This window comes from Sphaerospermopsis sp. FACHB-1194 (assembly GCF_014696235.1).
Lineage (GTDB): Bacteria > Cyanobacteriota > Cyanobacteriia > Cyanobacteriales > Nostocaceae > Sphaerospermopsis > Sphaerospermopsis kisseleviana.
The window spans coordinates 1-23,487 of sequence record NZ_JACJPU010000016.1; the positions used below are offsets into that span (position 1 = coordinate 1).

18 protein-coding genes, 1 tRNA gene and 1 rRNA gene are annotated in these 23,487 nt (G+C 37.8%); 11 read left to right on the forward strand and 9 right to left on the reverse strand.

Features of this window, described 5'->3' with window-relative positions; all coding sequences use genetic code 11:
- Positions 1-208, reverse strand: a 16S ribosomal RNA gene (locus tag H6F45_RS11410); the annotation flags it as partial.
- Between the two features lie 310 nt (positions 209-518).
- Here H6F45_RS11410 and glyQ point away from each other — a divergent pair.
- The 6 genes from glyQ to H6F45_RS11440 all read left to right on the forward strand — a co-directional run bounded on the left by glyQ (position 519) and on the right by H6F45_RS11440 (position 8,242).
- Complete coding sequence (gene glyQ, locus H6F45_RS11415) at positions 519-1,403, forward strand: glycine--tRNA ligase subunit alpha (RefSeq protein ID WP_190347236.1); 885 nt, start codon at positions 519-521, stop codon at positions 1,401-1,403.
- A gap of 275 nt (positions 1,404-1,678) precedes the next feature.
- Complete coding sequence (locus H6F45_RS11420) at positions 1,679-2,164, forward strand: DUF4079 domain-containing protein (RefSeq protein WP_137669070.1); 486 nt, start codon at positions 1,679-1,681, stop codon at positions 2,162-2,164.
- Positions 2,165-2,314: 150 nt separating this feature from the next.
- Complete coding sequence (locus H6F45_RS11425) at positions 2,315-4,669, forward strand: ComEC/Rec2 family competence protein (protein WP_137669071.1); 2,355 nt, start codon at positions 2,315-2,317, stop codon at positions 4,667-4,669.
- A 103-nt stretch (positions 4,670-4,772) separates the two neighbouring features.
- A tRNA-Ser gene (locus H6F45_RS11430) sits at positions 4,773-4,857 on the forward strand.
- A 263-nt stretch (positions 4,858-5,120) separates the two neighbouring features.
- The gene (gene proS, locus H6F45_RS11435) at positions 5,121-6,935 is read left to right on the forward strand and encodes a proline--tRNA ligase (protein WP_137669072.1); all 1,815 of its coding nucleotides are present in this window, start codon (positions 5,121-5,123) and stop codon (positions 6,933-6,935) included.
- 692 nt (positions 6,936-7,627) lie between these two features.
- On the forward strand, positions 7,628-8,242 hold the full coding sequence (locus tag H6F45_RS11440; protein ID WP_096567695.1) for a GerMN domain-containing protein: 615 nt from the start codon (positions 7,628-7,630) through the stop codon (positions 8,240-8,242).
- Between the two features lie 482 nt (positions 8,243-8,724).
- On the opposite strand, the gene accB is transcribed toward H6F45_RS11440, so the two are convergent.
- Together accB and efp are read right to left on the reverse strand one after the other, a co-directional pair.
- On the reverse strand, positions 8,725-9,252 hold the full coding sequence (gene accB / locus H6F45_RS11445) for an acetyl-CoA carboxylase biotin carboxyl carrier protein (RefSeq protein ID WP_096567693.1): 528 nt from the start codon (positions 9,250-9,252) through the stop codon (positions 8,725-8,727).
- Positions 9,253-9,423: 171 nt separating this feature from the next.
- Positions 9,424-9,981 (reverse strand): elongation factor P, encoded by a 558-nt coding sequence (efp, locus tag H6F45_RS11450; RefSeq protein ID WP_096567692.1) that lies wholly within the window; start codon positions 9,979-9,981, stop codon positions 9,424-9,426.
- Positions 9,982-10,186: 205 nt separating this feature from the next.
- Between efp and H6F45_RS11455 the strand changes: the two genes are divergently transcribed.
- Positions 10,187-11,293, forward strand: a complete 1,107-nt coding sequence (locus tag H6F45_RS11455) for a peptidylprolyl isomerase (RefSeq protein WP_137668947.1) — start codon at positions 10,187-10,189, stop codon at positions 11,291-11,293.
- A 604-nt stretch (positions 11,294-11,897) separates the two neighbouring features.
- Here H6F45_RS11455 and H6F45_RS11460 read toward each other — a convergent pair.
- On the reverse strand, positions 11,898-12,788 hold the full coding sequence (locus H6F45_RS11460; protein WP_190347237.1) for an aspartoacylase: 891 nt from the start codon (positions 12,786-12,788) through the stop codon (positions 11,898-11,900).
- A gap of 133 nt (positions 12,789-12,921) precedes the next feature.
- On the opposite strand from H6F45_RS11460, the gene H6F45_RS11465 reads away from it, so the two are divergent.
- Positions 12,922-13,845 (forward strand): LysR substrate-binding domain-containing protein, encoded by a 924-nt coding sequence (locus H6F45_RS11465; protein WP_190347238.1) that lies wholly within the window; start codon positions 12,922-12,924, stop codon positions 13,843-13,845.
- A gap of 22 nt (positions 13,846-13,867) precedes the next feature.
- On the opposite strand, the gene H6F45_RS11470 is transcribed toward H6F45_RS11465, so the two are convergent.
- From H6F45_RS11470 to H6F45_RS26530, 3 genes are all read right to left on the reverse strand, one after another.
- Positions 13,868-14,440 (reverse strand): Uma2 family endonuclease, encoded by a 573-nt coding sequence (locus H6F45_RS11470; RefSeq protein WP_190347239.1) that lies wholly within the window; start codon positions 14,438-14,440, stop codon positions 13,868-13,870.
- 91 nt (positions 14,441-14,531) lie between these two features.
- Entirely contained in the window at positions 14,532-15,656 is a 1,125-nt protein-coding gene (locus H6F45_RS11475; RefSeq protein ID WP_190347240.1) for an AI-2E family transporter, read from the reverse strand.
- A 198-nt stretch (positions 15,657-15,854) separates the two neighbouring features.
- Complete coding sequence (locus H6F45_RS26530; RefSeq protein ID WP_137667398.1) at positions 15,855-16,067, reverse strand: hypothetical protein; 213 nt, start codon at positions 16,065-16,067, stop codon at positions 15,855-15,857.
- A 465-nt stretch (positions 16,068-16,532) separates the two neighbouring features.
- Between H6F45_RS26530 and ftsH the strand changes: the two genes are divergently transcribed.
- The 3 genes from ftsH to H6F45_RS11490 all read left to right on the forward strand — a co-directional run bounded on the left by ftsH (position 16,533) and on the right by H6F45_RS11490 (position 21,734).
- Entirely contained in the window at positions 16,533-18,476 is a 1,944-nt protein-coding gene (gene ftsH / locus H6F45_RS11480; protein ID WP_190347241.1) for an ATP-dependent zinc metalloprotease FtsH, read from the forward strand.
- A gap of 595 nt (positions 18,477-19,071) precedes the next feature.
- Entirely contained in the window at positions 19,072-20,148 is a 1,077-nt protein-coding gene (gene acsF / locus H6F45_RS11485; protein WP_096567673.1) for a magnesium-protoporphyrin IX monomethyl ester (oxidative) cyclase, read from the forward strand.
- Positions 20,149-20,294: 146 nt separating this feature from the next.
- A complete protein-coding gene (locus tag H6F45_RS11490; RefSeq protein ID WP_137667397.1) occupies positions 20,295-21,734 on the forward strand; it encodes a collagen-like protein in 1,440 nt (479 codons plus the stop codon).
- Between the two features lie 26 nt (positions 21,735-21,760).
- Here H6F45_RS11490 and H6F45_RS11495 read toward each other — a convergent pair whose 3' ends face one another.
- Together H6F45_RS11495 and H6F45_RS11500 are read right to left on the reverse strand one after the other, a co-directional pair.
- A complete protein-coding gene (locus H6F45_RS11495) occupies positions 21,761-22,342 on the reverse strand; it encodes a nitrate transporter (protein ID WP_096567669.1) in 582 nt (193 codons plus the stop codon).
- A gap of 351 nt (positions 22,343-22,693) precedes the next feature.
- Positions 22,694-23,269: a TIGR04376 family protein gene (locus H6F45_RS11500; RefSeq protein WP_096567667.1), complete on the reverse strand. Its 576-nt coding sequence runs from the start codon at positions 23,267-23,269 to the stop codon at positions 22,694-22,696.
- Between the last annotated feature and the right edge of the window lie 218 nt (positions 23,270-23,487).

Consider the following 23,487-nt stretch of genomic DNA (forward strand, 5'->3'; position numbering starts at 1 on the left):
AGACGCGAGCTTATCTTCAGGCGATAAATCTTTCACCTTCCGGCACATCCGGTATTAGCAGTCGTTTCCAACTGTTGTCCCCGACCTGAAGCCAAATTCTCACGCGTTACTCACCCGTCCGCCACTAACTCCTAAGAGTCCGTTCGACTTGCATGTGTTAAGCATACCGCCAGCGTTCATCCTGAGCCAGGATCAAACTCTCCGTTTTGTTAAGTTTGTTTAGCTCTTTTGACTGTTCTTTTAATACCTCAGTCCGGTATCATTTTCTTTACTTGACGCAGGACTTGTTGTATACTGTCTTTCAAACTATAATATTTTCAAGGTTCGGTGTCCCTCCGAGTCCCGCTCTCTCGCGGCTCTCTCTCAGGCACTTATTCAATATAGCGAACCTATCTTGGAATGTCAACTACTTTTTCCAAGTTTTTGGAAAAAAATTTTTTAATGGCTGGAAGCTGCTCAGAATACTGGGTTTAGGCAACAATGGTGTAGGCGTTGTTGACTCATAGGAAGAGTAGATAGTGAATTTTCAGTCAGTAATAGCGGTTTTACATCAGTTTTGGGGTGAGCGTGGTTGCTTGATTGCTCAACCTTACGATATGGAGAAGGGAGCAGGAACTAAGAACCCTCATACTTTTTTAAGGGCTTTGGGTCCAGAACCTTGGGCAGTGGCTTATGTTGAACCTTGCCGTCGTCCAACCGATGGGCGCTATGGCGAAAACCCAAATCGGTTTCAACATTATTATCAATATCAAGTTCTGATTAAACCTTCACCAGATAATATCCAGGAGATTTACCTTGATTCTTTAAGGGCTTTGGGTATTCGTCCAGAGGATCATGATGTGCGGTTTGTGGAGGATAATTGGGAAGATGCAACGGTGGGGGCTTGGGGTACTGGTTGGGAAGTGTGGTTAGATGGGATGGAAATTACCCAGTTTACTTATTTTCAACAGTGCGGGGGTATTGATTGCCGTCCGGTGTCCATTGAGATTACTTATGGTTTAGAAAGATTGGCGATGTATCTCCAGCAAGTGGAGGCTATTACTAAGATTCAATGGACAGACCATATTACCTATGGTGATGTTCATCTTCAGGGTGAGATTGAGCAGTGTACCTATAACTTTGAAGCTTCTAATCCTGAGATGTTGTTAAATCTGTTCAATATATATGAGCAGGAAGCATCCCAACTCACAGAAAAGGGATTGGTGTTACCTAGCTTAGATTTTGTGATTAAGTGTTCCCATACATTTAATTTGCTGGATGCAAGAGGTGTAATTTCGGTGACGGAACGAACTCGCTATATTGCCAGGATTCGACATTTGGCTAGAAAGGTGGCTCATTTATATGTTGAGCAAAGGGAACAGTTGGGTTTCCCGTTGTTGAAAAATTCACAAGCTGCTGCTTGATTACTGTTTCAGAAGATGCAGAGCATCTAGAACACCGATTCATTAATCGTAAGGGCGCATAGCATTCGGACAGAATATAAACTGGTTTCAGCGATAGGTTATCACCCGAATGCTTCGCCCCTACAAGGTAAAAACAGATTACCTAGCATTACTGAGTCGACGTTCTAGATGTTCGTTACCAGGCAACGAGATAGAATAAGCAAAGTGTTAATTTTTGTAACTCCTCCGTTTTTGGGGGAGTTGCTGTTCGTGGCAAAAACAATGGTGTGTGTCAGATGATGAATATTAGTGAAGTGTTAGAACCTATTGCAGCTTGGTTTCGTTCTTTGGGTATTCCTGAACCTGTTACACATTGGGGACATCCGGTGATGATGGGGATTGTGATTTTTGTGGTGGGTAGTTTTGTGGGTGTGTCTGGTTGGCGGGGTAAATTGCTGCAAGATACAGATAAGGATGCTGCTGTTAAAAGTCGCAGCGCCCATCGTCAGTTAGCACCTTGGTTATTTATCTTTTTGGCAGGTGGTTATACAGGTGGTGTGTTGTCTTTGGTGATGCAGCATCAACCACTGTTTGAAAGTCCGCATTTTTGGACTGGTTCTCTTGTACTGTTGCTGTTGTTGGTAAATGGTGCAATTTCTCTGAGTGGGTTTTTTGGTGATAAAGCAGGTTTACGTGCTGTTCATGCTTATTTAGGAAGTACAGCACTGTTAATTTTGTTTGTTCATGCTGTCTTGGGGTTGAATTTGGGTCTATCACTCTAAAATAGGTCTTTTCCCAGTTCTCTATTTTGTTGGGTTGTGCTGTCGCTTAACCCAACCGACAATAATTATTTTTAACTCAGTTGATTTATTTATATAATTACTTCTTTATATTAATTTTACTAACTAAGTGCTTTTGGCAATTAAATTTTTATGATACAGAGTAATGGCGTTATTATTTGTCTGGCCTATATTTTAGGGTTGTTGTTTACAGCAGTTCCTTGGGGTGGTGTATGGATTTTAGCACTGGGGATATTGGCAGCAGTTTTTTTTCGGGCAATTTTTATTAATTTACGGAAAATTAACTATAAACAGGAAAATTATCTCAATAAAGCTAAGACAGGGGTTAATACTCCGCTGACTACTCCTCATCCTAGAGTATGGTTAATAGCTGGTTTGGTGGGTTTGTTGGCAACTTTTTATTTTCAAGTGCGGACACCGCAACCAGGAGCAAAAGATATTAGTCAGTTTGTTTCTAATGAAAATAATAGTAATCAAGAACAGTTAGTAATTGTCCGTGGGGATGTGATAGGTACTCCTCGTTTAACTCGCAGTCAAAGGGGACAATTTTGGCTGAATGCGACGCAACTTGATGAGGTAAAAAATGACCAGGGTCCGGCAAGTGTGCCAAAAGGGGTAACGGGTAAATTATATGTGACTGTGCCTATTCTTCAAGCTACTGGTTTATATCCTGGTCAACAAATTGCGATCACTGGGATGTTATATAAACCTAAAGCGGCTCAAAATCCTGGTGCTTTTGATTTTCAGAAGTATCTTAAACAAGAAGGTACTTTTGCAGGTTTGATTGGTAAACAGATTAATATTATTGATGAAGAGCGAAAATGGGGATGGTGGAAAATTCGGGAAAAAATTGTGCGATCGCAAGTTCGTTGGTTAGGTGTTCCTGAAGGTCCTTTAGTTAGTGCGATGGTTTTAGGTAGTAAGGCGGTAGATTTACCTTATGATATTCGTGATTTATTTGTGAATGTGGGTTTAGCTCATGCTTTGGCTGCTTCTGGTTTTCAAACTTCTTTAATTTTGGGAATAATTTTACAATTAACTAGCAAAGCTAACAAGGGTATTCAGTTTTTTTGCGGTAGTTTGGGATTACTTACTTTTTTATGTTTAGCTGGGTTTCAAGCATCAATTATTAGAGCAGTAATTATGGGTTTTGCTGCATTAATTGGTTTGGTTTTAGAAAGGAAAGTTCAACAATTAGGATCTTTATTATTAGCTGCTACTTTATTACTTTTATTTAATCCTGTTTGGATTGGAGATTTAGGTTTTCAACTCAGTTTTCTAGCAACTTTGGGGTTAATTGTCACAGCTACACCGATAACTAAACGTTTTGATTGGCTGCCTTCTGCTATCGCTTCGTTAATTTCTGTTCCTATCGCTGCCACAATTTGGACTTTGCCTTTACTTTTACATATTTTTAGTGTAGTTGCTGTTTACAGTGTGCCATTAAATATTATCACTACCCCATTGATTTCTGTGATTAGTATTGGAGGTATGATTAGTGGTTTGGTAAGTTTAATTGTACCAGATTTAGGTAGCACGTTAGCCAGTTTTTTATATTATCCAACTTATTGGTTAATTCAATTAGCAGAATTTTTTGCTAATCTGCCTGGAAGCTCGGTTGCTGTAGGTAGTATATCTACTTGGCAAATGTTTGTAGTTTATGGATTAATTATATCTACTTGTTTAATCCGTTGGTGGCAAAAAAGATGGTGGTTTGCTGGTTTAATGGTTGTTGTTTTATTGATAATTCCTGCTTGGCATTCTACCAGTAATTTATTACGAATCACATTATTAGCAACTAATAATGAACCAGTTTTAGTAATTCAAGATCAAGGAAAGGTAACTTTAATTAATAGCGGTGATGAAGGTACAGGACGTTTCACTATTTTACCATTTTTACAACAACAAGGGATTAATCAAATTGATTGGGCGATTTCTAGCAAATTTTTGGCAAATGAAAATGATGCTTGGTTAGAAATTATGGATAGAATGCCTATTAAAAATTTTTATGCTTATTTTTCTCAACAAGAAAATAATCTGGAAACTCAAGCTATTCAAAAAAAATTACAACAGCAGCAAGGTATTTATCAGCCTTTAGCATTAGGTCAAACTATTAGCACTGGTGCTATTATTGCCCAATTCACTAATGAAAAATTACCAATTTTAAAATTGCAGATTTTTGGAAGAAATTGGTTATTGGTAGGTAGTATCAAGTCTCAACAAATAGCACAATTGGTTAAAACCGGTGATTTGTCTTCTCCCCAGGTGCTTTGGTGTCCATCAGAATCTTTACAGGATTTGGTAACAGCACTGCAACCACAGGTGGCGATCGCATCTGATAATAACCTTAACAGTAAAACATTAGATGCTATCAAAGGTAAAACCAAACTCTTCTTCACAGGTAGAGATGGTGCTATTCAATGGACTCCTGATGCTGACTTTGAAGCTTTTATCCAAGTCACAGAAAACAAATCTTCAAATCTGTAACAGGTTAGTGAAAAATATGGTATGATAGGGAATGATATAAATTAATATCACCCCTATTCACTAAATTCTGTGAATTATATGAGAATTATGTGAATAAATATTTGGAGAGGTGGCAGAGTGGTTGAATGCGGCACACTCGAAATGTGTTTTGGGGCAACTCAACGGGGGTTCGAATCCCCCCCTCTCCGTTACTAGATATTTTGTCAGTCTGGAAGTTACGTTTCAAATTTTTATGTTTCACGCAAAGGCGCAAAGAAGCAAAGATAAAAAGATGGCAAACAATAGAAAAGCTAGAATGTGATACAAATAGATGAAAACTGTTGTTAGGTTTCTGCAAAGCTGCAAAAGCAGGACAAATTTACAGTTTTTAGGTAATTATAAATGTTGATAAAGTTACCGCTAATTTAGCGTCAGGTACTTTATGAATAATTAATTTGCAAAGGAAAAAACGATGCGACTATCACAAATGTTATTTGTTACACTTCGGGATGATCCAGCAGATGCGGAAATTCCCAGTCATAAACTTTTACTTCGGGCTGGTTATATCCGTCGCATCGGTAGCGGTATTTATGCTTATCTGCCTTTTATGTGGCGGGTTTTACAAAAAGTTTCCCAAATAGTGCGGGAAGAAATGAACGCCACCGGCGCACAAGAATGTTTGTTACCTCAATTACAACCTTCTGAATTATGGAAGGAGTCGGGAAGATGGGATACTTATACTAAAGCTGAAGGTATCATGTTTTCCCTTATTGATAGAAGGGAACAACAACTAGGTTTAGGTCCTACTCATGAGGAAGTAATTACCACAGTTGCCCGTGATATGATTCGCTCATATCGTCAATTACCGCTGCATTTATATCAAATTCAAACTAAATTCCGTGATGAAATTCGCCCTCGTTTTGGTTTAATGCGGGGTAGAGAATTTATCATGAAAGATGGTTATTCTTTCCATGTAGATGAGGAAAGTTTAAAGAAAACCTACCAGGATATGTACCAAGCATACAGTAATATGCTGCGCCGTTCTGGTTTGGCTTTTCGGGCTGTGGAAGCTGACTCTGGTGCTATTGGTGGTTCTGGTTCGACAGAATTTATGGTGTTAGCTGATGCGGGAGAAGATGAAGTTCTCTATACTGAAGATGGAAAATATGCAGCGAATGTAGAAAAGGCAATTTCTTTACCTGCGGATGCGGAAACTTCACCTTTTACTACTTTTGAAAAACGGGAAACTCCAGGAACTGACACAATAGAAAAAGTTTGTGCTTTCTTACAATGTTCTCCTACCCAAATTGTCAAAAATGTTTTATATCAAACTGTTTATGATAACGGTTTGACTGTTTTGGTGTTGGTGAATATTCGCGGTGATCAGGAAGTTAATGATGTCAAATTACAAAATGAGTTGACTAAATTAGCTGAAAAATTTGGTGCTAAAACTATTCTTTCTTTGAGTGTACCCACTAATGAAATAATTGCAACTTGGGCAGCAAAATCTTTACCTTTAGGTTATATTGCACCCGATTTAGGTGATGATTATATTGCGGGAAGTAAACAGGTAAATTCTAAATTTGTGCAGTTGGTTGATAAAACCGCTGTGGAGTTAAAGAATTTTGTCACTGGTGCAAATGAAAGCAATTTTCATGTGGTTGGTGCAAATTGGGGTGAGCAGTTTAAATTACCTGATATTGTAGTAGATATTCGGAAAGCAAAAGCGGGCGATCGCTCACTACACGACCCCAACCAAACCCTACAAACAGCTAGAGGAATAGAAGTTGGTCACATTTTCCAACTCGGTACAAAATATTCCCAAGCTATGAATGCAACTTATACCAGTGAACAAGGGGAAGAAAAACCTTTAGTGATGGGTTGTTATGGTGTAGGAGTTTCCCGGTTAGCACAGTCAGCGGTTGAGCAGTCCTATGATAAAGATGGGATAATCTGGCCAGTAGCGATCGCACCTTATCACGCTATTATTTCCATTCCCAATGTTAACGACACCCAACAGGTAGAAATTGCCGAAAAAATCTACACAGAACTGAATAAAGCAGGTGTCGAAACCTTACTTGATGATCGTAATGAGCGAGCAGGTGTAAAATTCAAAGATGCTGACTTAATTGGCATTCCCTTTAGAATTGTTACAGGTCGCGCCATTGCTAATAGTAAAGTAGAAGTAGTAAAACGGGCAAACCGTGAATCTCAAGAAATTGCCATTGACGAAGTTGTAAATATATTACAACAATGGATTAAAGAAGCAGTAGAGAAGAAGCAGTAGAGGGATAAAATTAAACTCTTGTGAGGCAGGCATATTGCCTGCCAATAATATGTATTTGATTTGAGGATTCACAAGAAAGTTAAAACGAAAAGACTGGCGAAAAGACTGGGAAATTTAAATATTTTCACGAAAATTGAAGTTGTGTAAATATGTACCCACAAATTTCAGGAAACTGCCATTGAGAAATTGATTAATATATTAAAGATATTAAAGAATAGATTCAAGGAGCAAGCAAAAAGACAGACAAGTAAGTAGTCGGTTGCAATTAAATATAAAATGTGGGATGGGCATACTTCGATAAACTCAGTACAAGTCTTGCCCGTCAACAGGCTTCTAGCCTGTTCCACTATCTAACAATTAATTAAACCTACTTACTTATAGTTACTGTACACTGACTTATGGAAATATAATTTTACCTATCTATCCTGTGAGGGTGCGTATTTCAAGAATTGTTGAGATTGACATTAAAGTTGATGTGACGGTCTATAAATGTGAACCTAAAATTAAAGATAAGATAAAGTTGGGTGCAGGATGATAAATTGCTGAAACAGGCAAAATACAAAGTCAGCAGAATTTTCACACATTAAGGCATCTCTAGATTTTAAGAAACTACCCACGCATCCGTATCTTATTTAGCCAGGCTACTCCTCTCTTGAACACTACTTCAGCCCTTTGCCAAGCAGGTTTTATATATGAATGAACAACAAAGAACTAATCGTAATATTTCTTCGGGTGTCATAGCAGCCGTCTCAGCCGCGGTGGTGGCGGTAAGTGGTGGGGTAGCTTGGTTGACTTCCCAAACTCCTCAAACTCCCATACCAGGAAACCCCTCTCAAAGCATTAAACAACCACAACAGCCATTAACTACCCAGCCGGGGAAAGAAGAAACTGCTAATATATATTGGCTCAAACCAACGGAAACAAGCTTTGAATTAGTTCCTCAGCCGATAAAAATTGCTGCTGCACAACCTAGCCAAGCTTTAGAAGCTGCTTTTGAAACTTTGTTAGCAGGTCCAACAGAAGGAACAGACTCAACAACTATTCCTCAAGGTACTAAACTGCTAGGTTTGAAAGCTGACAATAACGAAGTTCACGTTAATTTATCAGAAGATTTTACCAGTGGTGGGGGTAGTGCCTCAATGGTTGGCCGTGTAGGGCAGGTTGTCTATACTGCTACTAGTTTAAATCCTAACGCCAAAGTTTACATTGAAGTCAATGGTAAGCCATTAGAAGTTTTAGGTGGTGAAGGTGTGGAAATAGAACAACCACTAACTCGTAAAAGCTTTAACGAAAATTATCCTCTTTAGTCAGTAGTCGTAGGGGCGAAGTAGGGGCGAAGCATTCGGAAAATAACCTGTGATAAAAATTGATAATTTATCGCCCGAATGCTTCGCCCTTATAGGAAAATAGCCTTGGACAAAAATTGATAATTTATCGCCCGAATGCTTCGCCCTTATAGGAAAATAGCCTTGGACAAAAATTGATTATTGTTCGCCCGAATGCTTCGCCCGTACAGTAGTCAGTAGTTGATGATTTTTCCAGAACAAAAAGAACTGACAAAGGACAACTGACTAATTTTGATCAACTTCTTTTCAAGTTGTAGCGCAGCGATCGCAAATAGTCGTTAACATAACAATGAACAGGGTGCTGAGGACATCAATTGATAATCAAACTCCGACTACAACAGGGTTTTCCTGCTGACTCTGAGAACAGTTGACTTCTGGAACTTTTGACTTCTGGAACTGCTAACTGCTGACTGCTGACTGCTGACTGCTGACTGCTGCTATAATTAATCTGGATTAATTCGCATTAAAGGTTGACCATATTCTACAGGTTCGCCATTTTGAACGAGAATTTCCATCACTTGTCCAGAGACTTCGGCTTCAATTTCGTTCATCAGTTTCATAGCTTCGATGATGCAGACTGATTGACCTACTTTAACGCGATCGCCCACTTCCACAAATGGCGCTTCACCTGGTGCGGGTGCGCGATAAAAAGTTCCCACCATCGGAGACTGGACTTCTATAAATCGAGAGGCGGCGGCGTTAACAGCTAAAGGTGATTGTGCTGTAGCCGAATTATCACGACTTGTAGCTATTTCTGGTAATTGTATGGGTGCTGTATGGGTTGCTGGTGCAGGTGTCAATCCTGGACTAACCATACCACCTAACTGAGCTTGACCCACCGACAGTACAGAATTATTTCCACCTTTACGCACTGTTAGCTCAAAGTCATCGCTTTTCAGTGATACTTCGGTAATATCAGTTTGTGCAATAGTAGCTAATAGTTGGCGGATTTCATTAAAATCTAATGGCACAGTATTTTTTACCTCGACCTAACCGTAAATCAGAATCTTATTCTCCAATTCAGGAGGTAATACCCAGAAATTTGGTGTGATTTCCGGGTATTACGGGAGATTGTTCATTTCCCCAACCTCGCTGGATGACAAGGGCTGGAAATCGATCTGGGATATCCACAAAAAAGCGGCTTATTCCCTGCCTAAATATTTATCTTCTCTGGTATCTATCTTGATCCGTTCACCTTGAGAAATAAACAGGGGAACCATGACAGTTGCGCCGGTTTCTACCTTCGCTGGTTTAGTACCACCTGTAGCGGTATCACCTTTCACACCAGGATCAGTTTCAACTACTTCGAGAACCACAGAATTAGGTAATTCAACTTCTAGAACTTGTTCGCCCCAACGAATAACGTTGACTTCCATACCTTCTTTGAGGTACTTAACGCGATCGCCAATTTGTGCAGCACTTAATCTACCTTCTTCATAAGTTTCCATATCCATAAAGATGAATTCTTCACCTTCTTTATAGGTATGTTGCATTGTCAGTTTTTCAAGAGTAGCCTGTGGCACAGTTTCACCAGCCCGGAAAGTCCGTTCTAAAACCTTGCCGGTTTGGACATTTTTAATAGTTGTCCGTACAAAGGCAGAACCTTTACCTGGCTTAACGTGAAGGAAATCAATCACCCGCCATACAGACCCGTCTAGGACGATAGAAACACCGGGTCGAAAGTCATTACTAGAGATCATGAAACTTGCAAATTTTGGAAGACAGTCGGCATTTATTGTACCTGTTATTAGGGAATAGGGAATAGGGAATAGGGAAGGTAAATAACCCAATTACCCATTACCCATTACCCATTACCCATTACCAATCCGCAATATGGGAAGATGAATGATGGGTTACTTCCCAGTTCATACAGTTAACAATTTGATGCTGCATTTGAGAAATTCCATGTTTAACTTCATAAAATCCTGGCTGAAATACAGCCTCAAGACCATGCTGCTGGTAACAATACTTGTAGGCATAAGCACTGCTGGGTGGACTTCCTTGAGTTATGCAGCCCTGCCATCTGGTAACGCTATCACTGACGGTAAAGCTTTGTTAAGGTATGCACTGCCCATTGATAATCAACCAGTACGCAAACTGCAAGCTAGTTTAGAAGATATTTCTAATCAACTACGTGCCAACAAGCGATGGGCGGCGGTTTCCAGAGACCTCAGCCAAGCTTCCCGGATTCTCGATAAACCTTCCCAAATCTTAACAAGCGTTCCCGCAGAACGCCAACCCCAAGCCGAAACTTGGATTGCTGATTTAAAATCTGGCATTGCAGAATTGCAAGAAGTAGTTAAAAACAAACAAAAGGACCCTATTCTGGAAGGCAGAGCGAAATTACTCAATCTTGTGACTTTGTTAGAAGAGTCAATGGTGACAGAATTTCCTTTTGAAGTTCCTGCTAAGTTTAGTAATTTACCTCAACTTAAAGGCCGCGCTACTATTGCCATTAAAACCAATAAAGGGGATCTGACTGTAGTGGTAGATGGTTATAGCGCCCCGGTGACTGCTGGTAATTTTGTCGACTTGGTGCAACGGGGTTTTTATAACGGTTTAGAATTTACCCGTTCTGAAGAATCTTATGTATTACAAACAGGAGATCCTGAAGGTAAAGAAGTCGGTTTTATTGATCCTGCAACTGGTAAATATCGGGCTGTTCCTTTAGAAATTTTGGTAGAAGGCGACAAAGAACCAACTTATGGTATTACTTTGGAAGATGCTGGACGTTATCTGGATATGCCAGTATTACCTTTTTCTTCTTTTGGTGCTTTAGCAATGGCACGTCCTGAAGGTAATGTAGATGGTGGTTCTTCTCAGGTTTTCTTCTTTTTATTTGAACCAGAATTAACTCCTGCTGGACGTAATCTTTTAGATGGTCGTTATTCTGTTTTTGGTTATTTGACTGAAGGTAAGGACATTTTAGATAAGCTTAAAGCTGGTGACAAAATTGAATCTGCTACTGTTGTTCAAGGAATTGAAAATTTAGTTCAGCCACAAGCAGCTTAATTAATTTGGGATTTTAGATTTTGGATTTTGGATTTATTCTGAAATCTAAAATCTATTAATTTTCAGCCAATCCCAGAAACGGAGGATAACCCCAAAAATAGAGAACCAAAATAACACATATAGAAACCATAAAAGAATATAAAAAACTAACCAAATCATTACATCCAAAAATGGTTTCTGATCTCGGTTAATTTGTAAGTATAAGTTTCTATTATTATACAAGAAATTATTTAGCTCCGTAGCATCAATGTTTGCCTGACTAGTGTTACAAGAATAATCAGAAAATTTGATGTGTTCTTGGTTAGTTTTTAAGTATAGCGTTGATATCTGACATCCTTCCGAATTATATGGTGTTTCAACCTTAGTACCTAAAAGTTGAAACTCAGTAATTGAATTAGACCAAAATGCAGGCAAATTACTATGTTCTAGGCGACAATTCACATATCCCTGCTTTAGTCGGTGACAAGTGATAGTATCAGAAATACTAATTGGCGACCTCCATATTATTATGTAAAAAATAAATAATAAAGGTGTTACCCATTCAGAACAACCTGGAAATTTAGACATAAGTGTTAACCCTTGAATTAATCATTTCCAACTTTTTCTAAATTGTGATTTGATGCTTTTCGGTAAAACACATAGCAGTACCTTTTTCGTAATAAGCAGCTTCGTTAATAAAGATTGGATAAACAGTAGAGTTTCCTTCATAGCTAATTGTCTGACCATCAAATGTTAAAAACATAGGATCACCGGGATGCAAAACTTCATAATCTTTAAACTGAAGATGAGGATGAATCATAGCTTGAATTTCTCCGTTTTCGTTTCTCGGATAATCAATTTTTTCTATATATTCGTAGCAGATTAGGTTATTTGAAAAAGATGGAACTTTTCCCTGGTTGTACAGTTCCAAATAATCTAAAATTGTGTATATTATGGCTTCAGTTTTCAGAACAAAATTTGCATTCAAAACACCTTGAGGAACAGATCCCACCTCAATACAAATTCCAAATCTAGCAATTGATCGCAGTGAATTATAACTTCGCCCAGAGTTTCCCAAACCACAAACCTTGATTGCAGGATTAATATAATTGAGATAGGCAGCTAATTGCAAATTGAATGGTTCATCATTATCTACAATTATGGTTATGCCCATATTAGTAGTGGTACTATGTAAATCTACGATCAAATCAACAGGAGTTTGACCATTTTTTCCAAACAGATAGTTAATCTCTCTAGCTCGTAAATCCTCATAACTAGATAGTGTTAAATCTTCTAAATTTTGGCGCAGAAAACAGCGATTCAAATCTTTGTTGATGTATCGTCTTACTGCTGTAAACGCTTGAGGATTAGCCAATAACGTCAGTGTTTCAAAACTGGATCTGTTAATTAATTGAGGAAATTGTTCAAACTTTTTGATCAAGTATACTCCCGTAAACTCATTCCCGTGAGTTCCACCGACAATCAACATCCGACTCAGTTTATTTTCAGGCTTCATTTTTGGTTCTCCAGTGACAAGTTGTTGTGTTGTTCTGAAGATATCCGAGAAACCTATGATACAATCATCTTATTTATGCAACATTCCATGACTAAAAAGTCATAATGCCGATAAAACAAGTATATTTAGCTCTATGACTAAGCCCAATTGGGATCAACTCGAACTGTGTCATCTGAAATATGCGATCGCTGTAAATGATAAGCAGGGATTTACAAACGCTGCTGCATATCTGGAAATTGATCAGGGATTTCTGAGTAAGCAAATAAAATGGCTGGAAAAAAAAATTGGATTTCAAATATTTGATCGTCACCAACGCCCGTTAAAATTAACAGATGCTGGCAATGAGTTTTTGCAAGCAGCCCGTCAAATTCTCCATGAGGTTGAACAATCAATTGAATTAGGGCAACGATTAAGTCGCGGTGAGAAAGGAAGATTAAATATAGGAATCAATACCTCAATTGCCAATAGTAAACTACCCGAAATTCTCAGAGCATTTCATGATAAATTTCCAGAAGTAGAATTGATTTTACAAGAACTAGCTTCTTATGAGCAAATTGACAAATTGCGAAACAAAAAAATTGATTTAGGTTTCTTTCACAGGCATAATTTAGATAATATTAATCACAATAATGATAATTTTTTCAGTTTTATCCCCGTTATTCAAGAATCACTGGTCATTGTTTTACCTGAAAACCATCGTTTCGCAAGACGAACTAGTATTTCACTTGCAGCACTGGCAAATGAGCAGTTTATTCTTCCACCAAATAACCTGTTATACAATTTGCGTGAGCAAATTAATAGTCTTTGTCTAGATGCAGGTTTTCGGCCAAAAGTTAAACAAGAAGCTGCATGGATATCAACTGTTCTGAGTTTAGTAGCGGGTGGAATGGGCATTTCACTACTTCCAGCTAATGTACAAAATTTGCAACGACATGGTGTAATCTATCGTTCTATACAAGGAAAATCACCATTATTAGAACTTGTTGCTGTGTGGCGAAGTGATAATGTATCTATAATTTTGAAAAATTTCCTGGAAGTTATTTCTAATTTAGCTTAAATGCTGACAATGCAATATCCGACTACACCAACTTACCTGCATTCAAAACCTGCTCAACTGTAAGATTCAATTCAGTAAAAGTCCGCGATATAATTTTTTCATTAGCAGTAAATACTGTATCTTCATATAATCCCTCTTCTAGCAATAAAACAGAAATCTTATTGTCTAAAGGATCTACTATCCAATATTCAGGAACTCCTAAAGCAGCATATTCCGATCTTTGATAACGATAATCTCTTTTTACCGATTCTGGACTGACAACTTCTACAATTAATAATGGTGCTGACTCAAACACAGCAGAAGCATTTATCAGTTCTTTCGCATCTTCTTCCGTCACCACACACAAGTCACTCAACCGCGATTTATTTTTACTCGTTCTCACCCCAGTTTCCCGAAAACACAACCAAGGTAAACTTAAAGTTTGAATTTCTACATCTATATTTTTTTCCAAAAATTTGCAAATCAAAAAATGTTCAATCGTAGGTGGATTCATAATTTCTAATTGTCCATCAACCAGTTCAGATTTAAACCCAGATTCATCTTCATAATTTAAGTATTCTTCAAAAGTGAGACTTCTTACTGCTGTGTTAACCATATTGATTACCCCTAGATGTTAGTTGTATATTAACCTATAAGTGAAATGAAAATTGTCAGAACTTGGGGATCTATTTGCTGGAATGTTGTAATTAATCTTCATCATCTGCTGTAAGTTCCATTTCCTCAGTTTCATTAATATCAGAAGATTCAGAAACCATCACTAATTGATTTTCTACATGATGATCATGATGATTATGTTTCCACTCATCCAAGACATCTTTAACTAAGACTTCTTGTACCCAAATTTTAGCAACAACTGTTAAAGGTAATGCCAAAAATAATCCTAAAAAGCCAAAAAAGGTCACAAAAAACAACTGAGAAATTAAAGTTACTGCTGGCAACAAAGATACCTGATGCGCCATAACTATCGGTGTGATAAAATTACTCTCAACTTGTTGAATAACAAAGTAGAGAATCAAGACAAAAACAGGTTTCCAAGGATTATCTAAAAGAGCGATCGCCATTGCTGGAACTACACTCATAGTTGGTCCTAAGTTGGGAATTAAGTTCATAAAACCTGCTAAAACTCCCAAGGCTAAAGCAGCTTTAACACCCAACAGCGATAAGCCGATCATGCTCATCAATCCAACTACACAAATAGCAAGAAAAGCCCCTGATACCCATCTTTCTAAGGAAAGCTCACATTGATCTAAAATTCCCTCTACCCGTCGGCGATAAAATGAAGGAAATAGCCTCACAAATACTTTCCGATAAGCATTAGGATTAACTAAAAACATCCCAGTTAAAACTAGAACTAATAAAATATTAAGGACAATTACCAAAGAACCAGAAACAAAAGCAAAAGAATTTCCTAATACTCGATTAATTAAAGGTTGTGCTTCGGCAACTAAACTGTTTATATCAGGAATAAAAACTTCCAATTGTTCAGGAATGTGAGTTCTCTGTTCATCAATCCAAGTATTAATACGTTCAAAACCTTGGGGAACTCGATAGGTTAATTCTTGAAATTGTTGGGCGAAAGGTGGCACAATTAACCAGAAAAAACCTATTACACCCGCTAAAAAAATCATCACTGACAAAAAAACCGCAAACCCACTTTTTATGCCTAAATTTTGGAAAGTTCGTGCTAACCGATTTAAGGTAGTTGCTAACACAACAGCAGCAAAAATCAGTAACAGCACTTCCCGCAGTTGCCACAATATATATAAAGAGAGAACTAAGGTGATTAAACCTATCCATTGACCAAGTTTCACAGACTAAACTCCCAAACCTTGGTGAGATGAAATTTTAGTAGTCATTTAACAGTCAGTAGGGGTTAGCACTGCTAAACCCGTACAGTAGTCAGAATATTTGATTAATTGGTAGATGATCAAATATTACGTTTGCAGGTGTGCTTTAAAAAGCCTACGGGCGAAGTATTCGGGCGAGCAATTATAAATTTTTGTCCCAGGCTATTTTCCGAATGCTTCGCCCCTACTTTGGTTTTGTGTTAGCATTCGCCAAAGTAAGAGAGTTATCAGAATTACAGTAGGCAACAAAACTAAAATCAGCGCGTTTAATGATGTACCTGGGATTAACACCATTGGTCCTGCATACTTAATCAAAAACGAGATGACAGTTGACAAAAGAAGTAGTTTCAGCAAGAAGAATAGTTGATTTTTCATAAAAGTGCGGGAATACACATTTTTTTGGTAGGGTATACACGAATTTAGACTTGAAGATTGATTCTGAACATTCTCTACAATAGGAATCAGACACAAAACTTTACTTGTGCATCTTCCTACCGTAGTAGCTCTGAATGTAATTGGTAGATTAATACCTATAGCTATAGCATTATACCAATTTTCTTTGGGAAATGCTCTAGTAATTCTGCTAGTTACGGCTATTTTTAGATTGGTCAGTTAGTTTGCAGCAAGATTAGCATCAAAATTGATAATTGACAATTGACAATTGATAATTGTTTCATTCAAGGTTTAAAACCTCCTCTTTCAAGGGGAAAAAGTCCAAGATTCCGCTTTTTCAAGACTCTGAATTTAAAGGAGAGGTAATTGTTAATTGATAATTGACAATTGATAATTGACAATTATTGAGCCATTAGCAATGAGCAAATTTTATAGAGGTAAATTATCATGCCTGTAGAAACAAATAATAATAATAAGAACAAAATGAAAACGCCAAAAATTCGACAGTTTGGTGGTAGCTTCCTAATTTTACTAACTTTGTTATTGCTGCTGAATTTGATAGTTCCCAGTATTTTAGGACCACGATTGCAGCAAGTTCCTTATAGTGATTTTATTGATCAGGTAAAAGCGGGTAAAGTGGAAAAAGCAGTTGTGGGGAGCGATCGCATTGAATACGCAATCAAAACCGAAAATCCTGAAGGTAAAACCGTGGAACAGGTATTTAGAACCACACCTGTTGCTATTGATTTAGATTTACCCAAAATTCTGCGGGAAAATAATGTAGAATTTGCCGCACCTCCACCAAATGAAAACGCCTGGATTGGTACTATATTAAGTTGGGTTGCTCCTCCATTAATTTTCTTTGGAATTTGGGCGTTTTTAATGAGTCGTCAAGGTGGAGGACCAGCAGCATTAACAGTTGGTAAAAGCAAAGCGCGGATTTATTCTGAAGGTAGCACTGGGGTAAAATTCCCAGATGTTGCAGGTGTGGATGAAGCAAAAGCAGAATTAGAAGAAATAGTTGATTTCTTGAAAAACGCTGCTAAATACACAAATTTAGGAGCAAAAATTCCCAAAGGTGTCTTATTAGTTGGACCTCCAGGAACTGGTAAAACATTATTAGCAAAAGCTATTGCTGGTGAAGCGGGTGTTCCTTTCTTTAGTATTTCTGGTTCTGAATTTATTGAATTATTTGTAGGGGTTGGTGCTGCAAGAGTTAGAGATTTATTTGAACAAGCAAAACAACAAGCACCCTGTATTGTTTTCATTGATGAGTTAGACGCTTTAGGTAAATCTCGTGGTGGTGCTGGTGGTTTCGTTGGTGGTAATGATGAAAGAGAACAAACATTAAACCAATTATTAACAGAAATGGATGGTTTTGATGCTAACACTGGTGTTATTATCATCGCTGCTACTAACCGTCCTGAAGTTCTCGATCCTGCTTTACGTCGTCCTGGTCGTTTTGACCGTCAAATTGTGGTAGATAGACCTGATAAAATTGGTAGAGAAGCTATCCTTAAAGTCCATGCCAGAAATGTCAAATTAGCAGAAGATGTTGATTTAGGAATTATTGCTACTCGTACCCCTGGTTTTGCCGGTGCAGATTTAGCAAATTTAGTAAATGAAGCTGCATTATTAGCCGCAAGAAATAACCGTCAAGAAGTATTAATGGCTGACTTTAATGAAGCTATCGAAAGACTAATTGCCGGTTTAGAAAAACGTTCTCGTGTCTTAAATGAAATTGAGAAAAAAACCGTTGCTTATCATGAAGTCGGTCATGCTATAGTTGGTGCATTAATGCCAGGAGCAGGTAAAGTAGAAAAAATCTCTGTTGTTCCTCGTGGTGTAGGTGCTTTGGGTTATACAATTCAAATGCCAGAAGAAGACAGATTTTTGATGGTAGAAGATGAAATTCGTGGACGTATTGCCACTTTATTAGGTGGACGTTCTTCGGAAGAAATTGTATTTGGTAAAGTTTCCACTGGTGCTGCTGACGATATTCAAAAAGCTACAGATTTAGCGGAAAGAGCGATTACAATTTATGGGATGAGTAATAAACTCGGACCTGTTGCATTTGAAAAAGTCCAACAGCAGTTTATTGAAGGTTATGGCAATCCTCGACGTTCAATTAGTCCGCAAATGACGCAAGAAATTGACCGCGAAGTGAAGGAAATTGTTGATAATGCTCACCACATTGCTTTGAGTATTCTGCAAAATAACCGCGATTTATTAGAGGAAATTTCTCAGGAATTATTAGAGAAGGAAATTCTCGAAGGTGGTTATTTACGAGAAAAGCTTTCTCAAGCTCAAGCACCTGATGAAATGGATGAATGGTTGAGAAATGGTCAGTTAGATGCTGATAAACCTTTGTTGCAAACGCTCTTGGTTTAGTGTGCGATAAATGTAGGGATTTACGGTAGGGGTTTAGCAACGCTAAACCCCTACATTTTTGATTTTTAACGGAGTCTTTTTAGTGCCAGAACCAAGACGTATATTAGAGTCTCGCAATCCATAACTATCTGTAAATACTTGTTCTACCTTAATTGCTGCTCCTTTCTTTATTCTCGTAATAAAGTCAACTTTGCTCTCGATTATTGGTTTTTTTTGCTGGCATTCATGGCTGATCTCAATCGCTAAATTACTTGTCTAAATTGAGTTTCCCACTATTTTTGCTCACTGCAAATACCACCCTTAACAATTTCTCCTTTTCCTTAACTTTTCACCAATGCCTTCGTATTATCTACTGCTTTATTTATTTAAGCTGATTAATACTCATGATAACTTAACAAGTAAAGTCCAGACTGGCATCAGTGATCCCAACTAACTACCAATTTTCAACTTCTGATTCCGCAATAGCTAAAGATTTGTTGCAACTCTTAATGATTTATTTCCCTTTTCACGCCTAGACCTTGGTACACTGTATTTCATACAAATGTCATTATTGTCCTTGGTTCAAAATTAAGAAAGACACTCACTGCAAGCAAACATGGTAGATTCCCTAAAAAAACCAGGCTTTGAAGAAATGCGTCCTGGGGTGAAAGTACCCTCTAAAGAAACCCTTTTAACACCCCGGTTTTACACAACCGATTTTGATGAAATGGCGCGGATGGATATCTCCGTCAACGAAGACGAGTTAAAAGCCATCCTTGAAGAATTCCGGGTTGACTATAACCGCCATCACTTTGTCCGGGATGCCGAATTTGAACAATCCTGGGATCATATTGATGGGGAAACTCGCCAGTTGTTCATTGAATTTCTGGAACGTTCCTGTACTGCGGAGTTTTCCGGCTTTTTACTTTACAAAGAACTCGGCCGCCGCTTAAAAGATAAAAGCCCTGTATTGGCTGAATGCTTTAACTTGATGTCACGGGATGAAGCACGTCACGCTGGGTTTTTAAACAAGGCAATGTCAGACTTTAATCTATCCTTAGATTTAGGGTTTTTGACCAAGAGCCGCAATTATACCTTCTTTAAGCCCAAATTCATCTTCTACGCTACCTATCTTTCTGAGAAGATTGGTTATTGGCGTTATATCACCATATATCGTCATTTAGAACAACATCCTGAAGATAGAATTTACCCAATTTTCCGCTTCTTTGAAAATTGGTGTCAGGATGAAAACCGTCATGGTGACTTCTTTGATGCCATCATGAGAGCGCAACCCCAAATGCTCAATGACTGGAAAGCTAAACTTTGGAGTCGCTTCTTCCTGTTGTCAGTATTTGCTACCATGTATCTCAATGATATTCAGCGTAAAGATTTCTATGCTGCTATAGGTTTGGATGCACGAGAATACGACATTTATGTGATTAAGAAGACTAATGAAACTGCTGGAAGAGTCTTCCCCGTCATGTTAGATGTGGATAATCCAGAGTTTTACGAGCGTTTGGATGTTTGTGTCAAGAATAACGAAAAATTGAGCGCAATTTCCAACTCCAATACACCCAAATTCCTGCAATTCTTCCAAAAACTGCCAATTTACATTTCTCATGGTTGGCAATTGTTAAACTTGTACCTAATGAGACCCATTGATGCGGTTTCTACTCATGGTCAAGCTAGATAACTTTACTTAAATGTGTAAAAACACCAGTGGTTCTGTTGTTAACAGAGCCACTTTTTTTAGTATTTTGTATGTAATTTTAGGGAGAAAATTCGCAAAATTGAACGTCAGCAGTTGTATATTAACTAAGAAATTTAGATATAATTCCCATGCTTCAGAGTTTGACTAAAAAACTACCAATATTAGTATCTTTTTGCTTAGTAAATAGCTATAACTTTTTACCTGCGATCGCTGTAGATGTTTGTGCAGAAAACCTAACTAAAGGAGAATTTAAAATTAGCGATCGCTATGATCGAGACAGAGACAGAAGATCCTATGATCAGAATGGATATAGAGGGAGTGACGGCCGTGCCGGTAGAGATGGCCGCAACGGACAAAACCAAACTATTACAGCTAATGGTTCACCGATAAATCTTGATCTCTCAGGCACAAATGGCGAAGATGGGGAATATGGGGAAGACGCTTCTCGCCCCAGATGTGGTAGAGGCTATAAAGAAGACGAAGACAGAGATATTAACGCCCCTGATGGTGCTAACGGTGGTGTTGGTGGTAGAGGTGGAGACGGGGGAAATGGCGGTTCTCTCACCGTTTATTACAGTAATTTAGCAGACCTAAAACAGATTTTTGTCCGTGCTAATGGGGGAGAAAGTGGACGCGGTGGACGTGGTGGTCAAGGAACAGCAGGTTGTAACTGTCGTCGCAGGAGTTGGGAAGTAAAAAAATGTACAGGAACATCAGGAACTTCTGACTATAAATGTACTACTAAAGTTTATCGTTGTTACGACGGCAGAAATGGAATTGATGGCAGTGATGGCCGGGATGGTAGACGTGGCAGTTTAGGAACTTTAAGTATTATTAATAGCAAAGAACCATTAAGAGATGATACACCAACTCGTAAAGTCACAATTTCTCAATTAGCAACCCAACAATTCAACCTTTCTAAAAATAAATGGAATTTGCGTCAAGGTGCTACAGCTTTACTTGCGCCTGGTTCTATAATTGCTGATGAATATCGAGAATTTGATCGGCGTTTAGAAGGAACGTTTAAATTAATTTGGCAAGAGAAAAAACCGATAGCTAACTTTGCTAATCAAAACGTTACACTAACTTTAAATGATAATCAACAAATAGAAATTGACTTTCCTGAAGATATGTGGGTTGATGGTAATGCCAAAATTCAGGATCAATTAACTGAGTACACTGTTAATTATGCCATTCCTCAACAAGAAGTCACAAATTTATCAGTGTCCGAGTTTTCTGGTTCAGGTAAAAATCTGAATTTGAAAATAGTTGATTTAGCAGGAAGGTCTGATTTAATCAACACTCAATTTAAAGTAAAATATCGGGCAAAAGATAGCTTTTCCGGTGCTTTTGATTTCCAAACTTTTTATGAAGGGGAAATTCCTGCTAACTTAGTCACTCGTGATTATAACCGATTTATTGTGGATTTAGGGAAATTAAAAATACCTAATGATGCTCTTAGTTCTGGTACAAATGTAGAGATTGAATTAACTGTAATACGTTCTTTAGGTGAACGTTCTGCCCAACAAAAATTAAGGTGGCAAGGTTCAATTCGGAGAAATAGATAATGAGTAAATAAATCAGTTATAATTAGTTATTCACTCTTAGAAGATTTACTTTTTTCGCCAACAATTTTGTAAAGAACACTACCAGTTAAGTCTAGCAGTTGATCGAGAAAAACACCAATAACAGCGATGTAGAGTAAAGCATCAATAATGTATCTTGGGTTGTTGGCTTTATAACCATTCCAAACTAAAAAGCCCAACCCTTTTGAACCTGCAAGCATTTCTGTAGCAATGACTGTAAACCAAGCTATCCACATACCTAGTCTTAAAGCTTTAAATATGTAATAAATAGCTACGCGAGAGTTATTATCTTGTTGACGAAATTTATGAATACCTGTGGCAGTTTCCACAATTATTGCCCAAAGAACACCAACAAAAACCACAAAAATAGCTGCGGTTTCATTTTCCTTAAATAAAATCAGCGCAATAGGTAAAAAGGCGATAGAAGGAATGCTATTTGGGATTTGGAATAACCGACTAAATAGCTGATAAACTATGCCATTAATACCAATAATAAAACCAACAAAGATACCTAAAATAACGGCGGGTATGTAACCTACAAATAACCGTTGTAAAGTGGCTACAATGTCTACTAAGATACTATTTTCCATTCCTCAGTTATGATTTGAAACGTCGTGAAGATGAATAAGTAGTAATGCTCAATACCTGTGGAAAGGAAACAGAAAAATCTGATAAAAACATCTAACTAATTACAGTAGGAGTCAGGGGTCAGCATTAAAACCAGCTTTGTGTACAGGTTTCAATTTAAATTATGTACCTAATTGATCTGCGATCTGCTGTTAAATCTAATTTAAATCTAGTGAAAATCTTTCAAAAAATCAAGTTGTAATTTCTAAATTAAATATTTTTTCAAGAATTAAATTTTATGCTGTAAATTATCAAGAGTTAATAACATATTAAGGATGAAATTATAACATTTAAATTCCATCCTTTATGCTAAATCATTTACCCATGTTGCGTTTCATTTGTTCCAACTCATCTTGCGTTTCCCAACGACGAAACTTTTCTTCTAAATCATCAAACTGGCTAGAATAACTACTGGCTGGAGCTTGCCAAGTATTAGTTTCTAAACGTTGCTGAGTTTGGGCTTGTGCGCGTGCTTTTTGCGCTTCTGCTGCTTTTGCTTGGACTTCTTGACGACGCTGTTGAATTTTGCGTAGTAATTCTTGAGATTGGGTAATGCGTTCTTTTAAACCTTGCATTTGTCCCCATTTTTGATTTCCCTCCCGCAAAAGTGCGTCTTCTCTTGCTTGCGCTGGTATGGCTAAATCTTCTCTACCTGCGGACTTGGCTTTTTGGACACGGATATGCCAGCGTTGTATTTCCTGTGCTGTTTCTAGTATTTCATCTTGCGATCGCTTTTCCTGTAATTTTAAATCTGCAATCAATTTTAGTGTATCATCTTCTTGCTCTCGTAGCTGTTCTGACAGCATTTCTAACTCCAGATGGGGGTTATTTCGCAAAAATTCTTCTAAACGTGCTTCTAAAAACCGACTTAAATCATCAAATAAACCCACTGTGAGAACTCCAAATTAAAGTGGTGTGATTATTTTATTGTAATAATTATTATCTACAATGGCATTTACAAAAGCTATCAGTAATCAGTAATCAGCTATTCTCTAGATAGAGATTGAGTTAATAACAAGGATGCTCTCGGTTTGTCAAATTACACCAGTGTTAATAATAGCAATTTACAACCTATTATTGATGGTTTCAGGGTCTTGCTGATAGCTGA